This window comes from Pseudomonas sp. EA_65y_Pfl2_P74, assembly GCF_963970575.1.
In the GTDB taxonomy this organism is placed as follows: Bacteria; Pseudomonadota; Gammaproteobacteria; order Pseudomonadales; family Pseudomonadaceae; genus Aquipseudomonas; species Aquipseudomonas baetica_A.
On record NZ_CAXAOQ010000053.1, the window covers coordinates 1 to 9,913 of the forward strand.

At 57.4% G+C, this 9,913-nt stretch carries 9 protein-coding genes, 1 tRNA gene and 2 pseudogenes; 7 read left to right on the plus strand and 5 right to left on the minus strand.

Annotated features, from left to right (window positions below; all coding sequences use genetic code 11):
- The 3 genes and pseudogenes from AACY18_RS27370 to AACY18_RS27380 all read right to left on the minus strand — a co-directional run.
- A pseudogene (locus tag AACY18_RS27370) lies at positions 1 to 222 on the minus strand (2-oxoadipate dioxygenase/decarboxylase family protein); the annotation flags it as partial.
- Between the two features lie 437 nt (positions 223 to 659).
- A pseudogene (locus AACY18_RS27375) lies at positions 660 to 1,088 on the minus strand (alkaline phosphatase family protein); the annotation flags it as partial.
- A 27-nt stretch (positions 1,089 to 1,115) separates the two neighbouring features.
- Positions 1,116 to 1,877 (minus strand): hypothetical protein, encoded by a 762-nt coding sequence (locus AACY18_RS27380; protein ID WP_339466767.1) that lies wholly within the window; start codon positions 1,875 to 1,877, stop codon positions 1,116 to 1,118.
- Between the two features lie 127 nt (positions 1,878 to 2,004).
- On the opposite strand from AACY18_RS27380, the gene AACY18_RS27385 reads away from it, so the two are divergent.
- On the plus strand, positions 2,005 to 2,760 hold the full coding sequence (locus AACY18_RS27385) for a hypothetical protein (RefSeq protein ID WP_339434273.1): 756 nt from the start codon (positions 2,005 to 2,007) through the stop codon (positions 2,758 to 2,760).
- A gap of 51 nt (positions 2,761 to 2,811) precedes the next feature.
- Here AACY18_RS27385 and AACY18_RS27390 read toward each other — a convergent pair whose 3' ends face one another.
- Positions 2,812 to 3,141, minus strand: coding sequence for a hypothetical protein (locus tag AACY18_RS27390; RefSeq protein WP_339434274.1), 330 nt, complete (start codon positions 3,139 to 3,141; stop codon positions 2,812 to 2,814).
- Between the two features lie 133 nt (positions 3,142 to 3,274).
- A tRNA-Leu gene (locus AACY18_RS27395) sits at positions 3,275 to 3,359 on the minus strand.
- Positions 3,360 to 3,467: 108 nt separating this feature from the next.
- Here AACY18_RS27395 and queA point away from each other — a divergent pair.
- From queA to AACY18_RS27425, 6 genes are all read left to right on the plus strand, one after another.
- Positions 3,468 to 4,532 (plus strand): tRNA preQ1(34) S-adenosylmethionine ribosyltransferase-isomerase QueA, encoded by a 1,065-nt coding sequence (gene queA, locus AACY18_RS27400; RefSeq protein WP_339466768.1) that lies wholly within the window; start codon positions 3,468 to 3,470, stop codon positions 4,530 to 4,532.
- A 14-nt stretch (positions 4,533 to 4,546) separates the two neighbouring features.
- Positions 4,547 to 5,662: a tRNA guanosine(34) transglycosylase Tgt gene (gene tgt / locus AACY18_RS27405; RefSeq protein ID WP_162130185.1), complete on the plus strand. Its 1,116-nt coding sequence runs from the start codon at positions 4,547 to 4,549 to the stop codon at positions 5,660 to 5,662.
- A 43-nt stretch (positions 5,663 to 5,705) separates the two neighbouring features.
- A complete protein-coding gene (gene yajC / locus AACY18_RS27410) occupies positions 5,706 to 6,044 on the plus strand; it encodes a preprotein translocase subunit YajC (protein WP_003227923.1) in 339 nt (112 codons plus the stop codon).
- Positions 6,045 to 6,106: 62 nt separating this feature from the next.
- The gene (gene secD, locus AACY18_RS27415; protein ID WP_339434247.1) at positions 6,107 to 7,975 is read left to right on the plus strand and encodes a protein translocase subunit SecD; all 1,869 of its coding nucleotides are present in this window, start codon (positions 6,107 to 6,109) and stop codon (positions 7,973 to 7,975) included.
- Between the two features lie 9 nt (positions 7,976 to 7,984).
- Positions 7,985 to 8,899 carry a protein translocase subunit SecF gene (gene secF, locus AACY18_RS27420; RefSeq protein WP_339434248.1) on the plus strand — a complete coding sequence of 305 codons (915 nt, stop codon included), beginning with the start codon at positions 7,985 to 7,987 and terminating at the stop codon, positions 8,897 to 8,899.
- A gap of 120 nt (positions 8,900 to 9,019) precedes the next feature.
- The gene (locus AACY18_RS27425) at positions 9,020 to 9,568 is read left to right on the plus strand and encodes a glycine zipper 2TM domain-containing protein (protein ID WP_221733368.1); all 549 of its coding nucleotides are present in this window, start codon (positions 9,020 to 9,022) and stop codon (positions 9,566 to 9,568) included.
- Positions 9,569 to 9,913 lie beyond the last annotated feature (345 nt).

Genomic DNA, 9,913 nt, shown 5'->3' on the forward strand with positions numbered 1-9,913 from the left:
CGCATACAACCCCAATTCATCAATCGTCGAGCGTCCCAGCGCCTGCTCGAATGCCTGTCGGTTGGAATGTTCGCCATAGTGGGCCTGCGCTGCATCCCCAAGGTTCGATTGAAAGATCCCCGCCGCAATGACTGGCAGGAAATCTTCGTACACCAGCGGTTCAGCTTTCACATAACCATTGCGCAACAAATCCTCTAGCGAGGCGTCACCGAGGCTAGCGGAGCAAGAAATCGTGCCCACTTGGTGGAAACCATTTCGTGGTTTAGTGGTGCTAAAAGTCTGCAATCCTGCGGAATGTCCTTGATTCATAACCAACCTCTTTATGAAGTTTCGTAACTAGGTAAAGGATTCCGATGATCCACGGTTCACCGTCGCTCTGAATTAGTACGGGAAAATTTGGTAGGTATCCCTTTTCGCCCGTTATGAACTCATAATCCGGTAGGCTTTTCGAGGTCCCACGATCGGGCGATTCGAGGAAGCACAATGTTACTGGCCTGAACTCAGAAATGAGGACTCTACGTGCGGTCGAGTCGTAGCGCCCTTGCCCGGTTTTACTTCTGATGTGATTTCTTGCCACGACGAATTATCCGGAAATGTTAGCTGTATGGGTATACAGTTTTGCGCTCGGATTATGCTGTCAATAGGGCTACATTCGGACTATCGTCAAAGATCATCAGGCTCGGCAGGTGCGCCAGTGCACGGGCGATGTTACCCAGACCAGTCTTGAAACCGTCGATTCGCGTCTGTTCCAGGGCATAGCGCTTGTGGCGTTCGGGTGTCAGCGCGGGGGCTGGCGGATTGATCAGCGTCCAGGCTGTCGGCGACTACACCAGCAAGTACATCGCCATGACTTCGGCAAAGGTCACCAGGTGATTGTCAGCGTTGCTGCTGGTGAAAATCGGCTTACGCGCACCGCCGAAAAATCGCTCACGCAACGTCTCGTTGCTTTCCAGTGCCGGTAACAAATCCGCACGGTGGTAATAGCTGGCCGGGTGCTCATAAAGTTTGGCGCTGTCACTGACCACGGCGCCTTCGAGGTGTTCGTCGAACAGACCGAGGCGTTCGATCAGGGCATGAATCGCCCGCAGCGGGCGCCTTGAACCCTTAAACGAGGCTTAAGATTCGCTCTTCTTCAATTTCAGGTCGAGCAGCCGCCACGCGGCTTTGCCTGCATCGTTGCCGTCCACTTGTTGCACTGAACAGTCAAACCGATACCTCACATCGTCTCCCACCATGTTCCGCGCGGTGGCGGTACTTGTAATGGTGTAGGTCTGATCCTTGAACCGTTGACTACTGGCGTCCTTCGCGCTTGCGACCACTGTCGACGCTGAAAAGCGCATCGCACTCTTGATAAAGGGTTCGCACATCATGAAAGCCATCAACGATTTGTCCGCGTTCGGATTACTGCCTGCCACTCTGCGCAAAGCGGCAAAATCGTGGCCCGCAGTGTCCTTGAAGTCCTTCTCCAGCAGCGAAGCAGGTAGCCGTTTGCTGAAGTTCGGCAGGAGAGCGGACTCAGGTGGTGAGGGCTCGTTCTGCGGCTCGCTGGCGACGTAGGCGGGGAGGTTGTCGGAAACAGGAGCAGGCGCAGGCGCAGGCGCAGCAACGGGAGGTTCCTCTGGCGCGGATTCGGCTTCAGGCATGAGGGCCGGTTCAGCGCTCTGCTTCGCGGCGTTCTGTATCTTTGCCTGCTCGATAATACGTGCCGGCGCGAACAGCGACATCGTGACGGAAAACACCACAAACCCGACAATAAACCCCGCCCCTGCACCGAAAACGTTGCCGATAAACAGATTCCAACTGCCACGGTTTTTCACCACCCAGCGCCACATGAAACCCCACGTCGCCAGAAATGCGAGTAGACACAGAAACTCCATTCGATCCTTTCCTTAACCTGCAAAAACCTTGAAACAGCGCGTGTTGATGAGGCGCGCTGGAGATGGACGGCAAGATAACAAAATAGTAGCTTCGCGCCACTTTCTTCAACCGCGTAACGGACTACACATGCCTACCGTTTCTTCTGTCTTGCGCCTGCTCAGCGCTTTGTTCTTCGCCATCGTAATGACCCCGGCACTTGCCTACTGGGATGAAACCCCGGAGGAGGCCTGGAAAGGATACCTCTCCGATTGTCAGAGTTTTCAGGAGGTAGTGAACAGAGTTCAAAACGGGACCATGACGACCAGGCAAGCGATGAACCGCGTCGACAGCTTGAATCACACTCTTTACGTCCATCGCGATCACCTCGCCAAGGCAAGCCTTGGCTCTCCCGAATATGCCCGTTGCGAAAACGTCATTGCCCAAGCGTTCGAGATCAGGAACAAGGAAGAGGAGGTCCTGGTCAGAGAGCTTCAAGAGCAATACTTCAAGGCCCAGGCCGAGCACAAGAAGACCCCGCAATACAAGCGCGCCCGCGCTCTGGGCTTTAGCGACGTCGGCGGAATCGCCAAGCTCAACGAACTCGCCGAGGAATCGGAAACCGATGGCGAAGCGTATCTGAAGACGTTGATGATTACGGTCGACTGGGAATGCGGCCGACATTTGCGCGCCGTGCGATACGTCAAACCCTACGTGATCTACACCGTCCACCCCGATGCGGGCAGTTGCACCGTTTATAAGGAAGTCGCGGTGCTGGGCGCCGCAATGGTAGAGAGGGGCGACCCCATCGACGAGGACTTGATATTTCAGTACGTGGGATGGAAGAAACTGACTGGCGCGGGTGGGTTTGCGATCAACATTCGAGTGGTAAAAGTGCTCAAGTAATCTGCAGGTTTTTTCTTCAACCTGAGCGTGGACAAGTGATCGCGCGTTCGATTACAGAATGTCCTTCAAGTAACCCTTGAGCGCGAGGAGCGGCTGATCGAGCTGCTCCAGCGACTGAGCTTGGCTGAAATCGGCTGACAGCTTGTGCAGTTCACGTCCCAGCGGTTTCTCGACACCGCCCAACGCATCCATCGCCAGCCCCAGGCACTCATTCATCTTGAATTGAATGGTCTCGACATCGCCCCGGCGTACCAACAATTCGAAAATATCCCGCTGGTAGTCACCCATGACCATGTCGTCCCGCAGAATCGGGCTCAGGCCCTCTTCCTCGTAGGCGAGTTTGAGGGAGAAAAGGGCGACTGTTTCCAGTGACGTTTGCATGGTGTGGATCCTTGGGGCTCGGATGGCCAAGAAGCGGAAGATCAAAAGATCGCAGCCCGCGGCAGCTCCACAAGTGAGGGACTTTATTGCAGGCGAAAAAAAAGGCCTTGCTAAGCAAGACCTTTCTTAATTTTGGTGCCCCGAGGGAGACTCGAACTCCCACTCCTTTCGAAAACGGATTTTGAATCCGCCGCGTCTACCAATTCCGCCATCAGGGCTCAATGGCGGCGAAGTATAGAGATGAGATTACCGTTGGTCAATCACGTTTCATGGTCAATTTTCGATATTTCCGCTAGACTTTCGGGCCCTGCTAGACGAACCCCATCATGCGCGTTGCTGACTTTACCTTCGAACTCCCTGATTCGCTGATCGCTCGCCACCCTTTGGCCGAGCGTCGCGGTAGTCGCCTGTTGACCCTGGATGGGGTTAGCGGCGCCCTCGCACACCGTCAATTCACTGATTTGCTTGAGCATTTGCGCCCGGGCGATTTGATGGTGTTCAACAATACGCGGGTGATTCCGGCGCGGCTGTTCGGGCAGAAAGCCTCCGGCGGCAAGCTGGAAATCCTCATCGAGCGGGTGCTTGATGCGCATCGCGTGCTGGCGCATGTACGTTCCAGCAAGTCGCCGAAGCCGGGTTCGAAGATTTTCATCGATGGCGGTGGCGAAGCTGAAATGCTTGCGCGCCATGATGCGTTGTTCGAGTTGGGCTTCGATGAAGATGTGCTGCCGCTGCTCGATCGCGTCGGGCACATGCCGTTGCCTCCTTATATAGACCGCCCGGATGAAGGCTCGGATCGCGAGCGTTATCAGACGGTGTACGCCGAGCGCCTGGGCGCGGTGGCGGCGCCGACGGCGGGGCTGCATTTCGATCAGCCGCTGATGGAAGCGATTGCCGCCAAGGGCGTCGAGACCGCATTCGTCACGTTGCACGTTGGCGCGGGTACGTTCCAGCCGGTGCGCGTGGAGAAGATCGAAGATCACCACATGCACAGCGAGTGGCTGGAAGTCGGCCAGGACGTGGTCGATGCCGTCGCCGCTTGCCGTGCGCGGGGTGGTCGGGTGATCGCGGTCGGCACCACCAGCGTGCGTTCGCTGGAAAGTGCGGCGCGTGATGGCGTGCTCAAGCCGTTCAGTGGCGACACCGACATCTTTATCTTCCCGGGCCGGCCGTTCCATGTGGTCGATGCCCTGGTGACCAATTTCCATTTGCCGGAATCCACGCTGTTGATGCTGGTTTCGGCCTTCGCCGGTTATCCCGAAACCATGGCCGCCTACAAGGCCGCCGTCGACAACGGTTACCGCTTTTTCAGCTACGGTGATGCGATGTTCATCACCCGCAACCCCGCACCTACTGCCCCTAAACAAACAGGCCCAGAGGAAACAGAATGAGTCGCGAATGTCGCATGTCCTTTGAGCTCCTGGCCACCGATGGCAAGGCCCGTCGTGGTCGCCTGACCTTCCCGCGTGGCACCGTCGAGACGCCGGCGTTCATGCCGGTGGGCACTTACGGCACGGTCAAGGGCATGTTGCCGCGTGACATCGTCGCCACCGGCGCCGAGATCATCCTGGGCAACACCTTCCACCTGTGGCTGCGCCCGGGTACTCAGGTGATCAAGGAGCACGGTGACCTGCACGATTTCATGCAGTGGAAAGGCCCGATCCTGACCGACTCCGGCGGTTTCCAGGTGTTCAGCCTTGGCGCGATGCGCAAGATCAAGGAGGAGGGCGTGACCTTCGCCTCTCCCGTGGATGGCGCCAAAGTGTTCATGGGCCCGGAAGAGTCGATGCAGGTTCAGCGTGACCTGGGCTCCGACATCGTGATGATCTTCGACGAATGTACACCGTATCCGGCTGACGAAGACGTCGCGCGCGTGTCGATGGAGCTGTCGCTGCGCTGGGCTCAACGCTCGAAAAACGCTCACGGTGACAACACCGCGGCGCTGTTCGGGATCGTCCAGGGCGGAATGCACCAGGATCTGCGCATGCGTTCGCTGGAAGGTCTCGACAAGATCGGCTTCGATGGCCTCGCCATTGGCGGTCTGTCGGTGGGCGAACCGAAGCACGAGATGATCAAGGTGCTGGATTATCTGCCGGGCATGATGCCGGCTGACAAACCTCGTTACCTTATGGGCGTTGGCAAACCGGAAGATCTGGTTGAGGGTGTGCGCCGCGGTGTGGACATGTTCGATTGCGTGATGCCAACCCGTAATGCCCGCAATGGGCATCTGTTCATTGATACAGGCGTGCTGAAGATCCGTAACGCATTCCATCGCCATGATGAATCGCCGCTGGATCCGACCTGCGATTGCTATACCTGCCAGAACTTCTCCCGCGCTTATCTGCATCACCTGGACAAATGCGGCGAAATGCTCGGCAGCATGCTCAATACCATCCACAACTTGCGCCATTATCAGGTGCTGATGGCTGGTTTGCGCGAGGCTATTCAACAGGGTACATTGGCCGCCTTTGTCGATGCCTTCTACGCCAAACGCGGGCTCCCCGTTCCGCCTTTGGACTAAGTTTTCTGACCCCAAGATTCAACATTTGCAACTGGAGTGCTAAATGAGCTTTTTTATCTCTAATGCCATGGCTGACGCAGCTGCACCGGCTGCTGCCGGCCCAATGGGCGGCGGTTTCGAGTGGATTTTCCTGGTCGGCTTCCTGGTCATCTTCTATCTGATGATCTGGCGTCCACAGGCCAAGCGCGCCAAAGAGCAGAAGAACCTGCTGAGCAGCCTTGCGAAGGGCGACGAAGTGGTGACCACCGGCGGCATCGCCGGCAAGATCACCAAAGTGGCCGATGACTTCGTGGTTCTGGAAGTTTCCGACACCGTGGAAATGAAGTTCCAGAAGGGCGCCATCGCCGCCACGCTGCCAAAAGGCACGCTGAAAGCGATCTAAGCAACAACTTCTACTCAATCGACGGGGCGCGCAAGGCGCCCCGCGTCATAACGGGCGGCGTGATGCTGAACAAATACCCTCTGTGGAAATACATTCTGATCCTGGCGGTGCTGGCGGTCGGTCTGATTTATTCCGCTCCCAATCTTTACCCCGATGACCCGGCTATTCAAATCAGCGGCGCCAGCACGGCTCTGCAGGTCAATCAGGCCGATCTGGACCGCGTAAGCACCGCGCTTCACGAGTCCGGGATCAACGTCAAGGCGGCCACTCTGGCGGCAAACGGCAAGGGCGGCCTGATCCGTCTGAGCAAGGCTGAAGATCAGCTGCCGGCCAAAGACGTTGTGCGCAAGGCATTGGGTGATGACTATGTCGTCGCGCTGAACCTGGCACAAACCACCCCGCAATGGCTGCGCAATCTGGGCGCGCACCCGATGAAGCTCGGTCTGGACTTGTCCGGTGGTGTGCACTTCCTGCTGGAAGTGGACATGGATAAAGCCCTCGATGCACGCCTGAAAGTCTACGAAGGCGACGTCAAGAGCCTGCTGCGCAAAGAGAAGCTGCGCTATCGCAGCCTGCCGCAACTGGGCGGTGCCATCCAGTTGGGCTTCGCTGATGAAGGCAGCCGCGAACAAGCCCGTGCACTGATCCGCAAGAACTTCAACGATTTCGACATTGTTCCGGCCGACCTCAATGGTCAACCGGTGCTGCGTCTGGCGATGACCCCGGCCAAGCTGGCGGAAATCCGCGAATACTCCATCAAGCAGAACTTGACCACGGTACGTAACCGCGTCAATGAGCTGGGTGTTGCCGAACCGATCGTCCAGCGTCAGGGCGCCAACCGTATCGTGGTTGAGCTGCCGGGCGTGCAGGACACTGCCGAAGCCAAGCGTATCCTCGGCAAAACGGCCAACCTTGAGTTCCGTCTGGCGGCAGAGCCGGGCGCTTCGAAAGCCACCTCCGAGACGTTCGAGTTCCGTGAAGGCAATCGTCCTCCGGCGCAGATCGAGCGTGGTCTGATCATCACCGGTGATCAGGTCACTGACGCCAAGGCCGGTTTCGGCGAACACGGTACGCCTGAGGTGAACATCCGTCTGGATGGTCATGGTGGCGAACTGATGAGTCGCGCGACCCGTTCGAACGTCGGTCGCAGCATGGCAGTGATCTTCATCGAGCAGCGTCCGGTCACCACTTACACCAAGCAAGTGGTTGGTGGCGTCGAGAAAGACGTACCGGTGCAGACCTTCAAGGAAGAGAAGAAGATCATCAGCCTGGCGACCATTCAGTCGCCGCTGGGGGCTCAGTTCCGCATCACTGGCCTGAACGGTCAGGGCGAGTCGTCCGAGCTGGCGCTGCTGTTGCGTGCCGGTGGTCTGGCGGCGCCGATGTACTTCGCTGAAGAGCGCACCATCGGTCCGAGCCTGGGTGCTGACAACATCACCAAAGGTATCGATGCATCGCTGTGGGGCATGCTGTTTGTCTCGCTGTTCATCATCGCCATCTATCGCTTCTTCGGCATCATCGCCACTGTCGCTCTGGGCGTGAACATGGTGTTGCTGCTGGCGCTGATGTCGCTGCTGGGGGCAACGCTGACCCTGCCGGGTATCGCCGGTATCGTCTTGACCATGGGTATGGCGGTCGACGCCAACGTGCTGATCTTCTCGCGGATTCGCGAAGAGATTGCCGCCGGGATGACCGTGCAGCGTGCAATCAGCGAAGGCTTCGGCCGGGCATTCACCGCGATTCTCGACGCCAACCTGACAACCTTGTTGGTCGGCGGGATTCTCTTTGCCATGGGCACAGGCCCGGTCAAAGGCTTCGCAGTGACCATGTCCCTCGGGATCTTTACCTCGATGTTCACGGCCATCATGGTGACCCGCGCGATGGTCAACCTGATCTTCGGCGGTCGTGACTTCAAGAAGTTGTGGATTTAAGGGGCTGCCATGTTACGTACAATCAACTTCATGGGCGTTCGCAACGTTGCGTTCGGCGTCACATTGTTCCTTACCGTGCTGGCCTTGTTCAGTGTCGCCACCAAGGGCATGAACTGGGGTCTGGACTTTACCGGCGGTACGCTCATCGAGCTGACCTACGAGCGTCCGGCCGATGTCACCAAGGTGCGCGAGCAACTGGTGGAGTCGGGTTACCACGAAGCCATCGTGCAGAGCTTCGGTGCAACCACTGATCTGCTGGTGCGTATGCCTGGCGAAGACCCGCAACTGGGTCATCAGGTAGCCGATGCTCTGCAGAAGGTCGGCGGCGACAACCCGGCGACGGTCAAGCGTGTCGAGTTCGTCGGCCCGCAGGTCGGTGAAGAGCTGCGCGACCAGGGCGGCCTCGGCATGCTGCTGGCGCTCGGCGGCATTCTGCTTTACCTGGCTTTCCGCTTTCAGTGGAAGTTCGCGGTCGGCGCCATTGTTTCGCTGATCCACGACGTGATCGTGACCATCGGTATTCTGTCGTTCTTCCAGGTCACCTTCGACCTGACGGTGCTGGCGGCGGTACTGGCGATCATTGGTTACTCGCTGAACGACACCATCGTGGTATTCGACCGGGTTCGTGAGAACTTCCGTGTGCTGCGCAAGGCTTCGTTGATCGAGAACATCAACATCTCGACCACTCAGACTTTGCTGCGCACCATGGCGACGTCGATCTCCACGTTGTTGGCGATCTCGGCTCTGCTGTTCTTTGGTGGTGACAACCTGTTCGGCTTCTCCATTGCCCTGTTTATCGGTGTTCTGGCGGGTACTTACTCGTCGATCTACATCGCTAACGTGGTGTTGATCTGGCTGGATCTGACCACTGAAGACCTGATTCCACCCGCTAACACCGACAAGGAAATCGACGACCGTCCATAACGGCCATCGTTTTCCCGGTTGTCAGCCAAAAAAGGCGCGAGTTGAACTCGCGCCTTTTTTTATGCTCCAAGGCTGGGATAAGCGCGGGCCCGACCCGCATGTGATGGTCAGGAGGTTCATGTGAACAAGTCGTTACTGGTTGGTGCGGTATTGGGTGCTGTCGGTGTAACAGCCGGGGGTGCTGTTGCCACCTACAGCCTGGTTAAAAGCGGCCCTGAGTATGCGCAAGTGCTGGCCGTTGAGCCGGTTAAAACACAGATCAAGACGCCACGTGAAGTTTGCAAGGATGTAACCGTGACCCGGCAGGCGCCGGTCAAGGACCAACACCAGATCCTCGGCACCGCTATCGGTGCGGTAGCGGGCGGTTTGCTGGGTAACCAGGTGGGGGGTGGCACCGGCAAGAAGATTGCCACGGTGGCAGGTGCGGTTGGCGGCGGTTATGCCGGCAACAAGGTGCAGGAAGGTATGCAAAACCGTGACACCTACACCACCACGCAAACGCGCTGCAACACAGTGAATGATATCAGTGACAAGGTTGTTGGTTACGACGTGCGTTATTCGCTGGATGGCAAGGAGGGCAAGGTGCGGATGGATCGCGATCCGGGCAACCAGATTCCGGTCGACAAGGAAGGTAAATTGATTCTGTCGCAGAATGGGTCGGGCCAATAATCGTTCGATCGTTTGAGATGAAGCACCCTGCGGGGTGCTTTTTTGTGTTCGTGATTCAAGTCGCGCGGTAAATCCCGTGTGGGGGGAGCTTGCTCGCGAATGCTGCTTAATATTCAAAGTGGATGCTGAATGACTCACCGCTCTCGCGAGCAAGCCTGCTCTCACATTGGGTCTATGGTGTGCCGGAAGGTCTAAATCATGGGCATAAAAAAAGCACCCCGAACAGACTGTGTGAAAACACACTGATGAAGGCCCAACAAAACGCCCCGACTTGTTCGGGGCGTTTGTTTTTGTGCGGGCAACAGACGAAAAAAGGCCTTTCAGCCCATTAGCGCCATCAACTGG

What these genes read in the sequence shown, in the direction of transcription:
- yajC (WP_003227923.1), top strand. Translation starts at nt 5,706, where the DNA reads ATGAGCTTTTTTATCTCTAATGCCATGGCTGACGCAGCTGCACCGGCT.
- AACY18_RS27385 (WP_339434273.1), top strand. Translation starts at nt 2,005, where the DNA reads ATGCCTACCGTTTCTTCTGTCTTGCGCCTGCTCAGCGCTTTGTTCTTC.
- tgt (WP_162130185.1), top strand. Translation starts at nt 4,547, where the DNA reads ATGTCCTTTGAGCTCCTGGCCACCGATGGCAAGGCCCGTCGTGGTCGC.
- secF (WP_339434248.1), top strand. Translation starts at nt 7,985, where the DNA reads ATGTTACGTACAATCAACTTCATGGGCGTTCGCAACGTTGCGTTCGGC.
- AACY18_RS27390 (WP_339434274.1), bottom strand. Translation starts at nt 3,141, where the DNA reads ATGCAAACGTCACTGGAAACAGTCGCCCTTTTCTCCCTCAAACTCGCC.
- queA (WP_339466768.1), top strand. Translation starts at nt 3,468, where the DNA reads ATGCGCGTTGCTGACTTTACCTTCGAACTCCCTGATTCGCTGATCGCT.
- AACY18_RS27380 (WP_339466767.1), bottom strand. Translation starts at nt 1,877, where the DNA reads ATGGAGTTTCTGTGTCTACTCGCATTTCTGGCGACGTGGGGTTTCATG.
- secD (WP_339434247.1), top strand. Translation starts at nt 6,107, where the DNA reads ATGCTGAACAAATACCCTCTGTGGAAATACATTCTGATCCTGGCGGTG.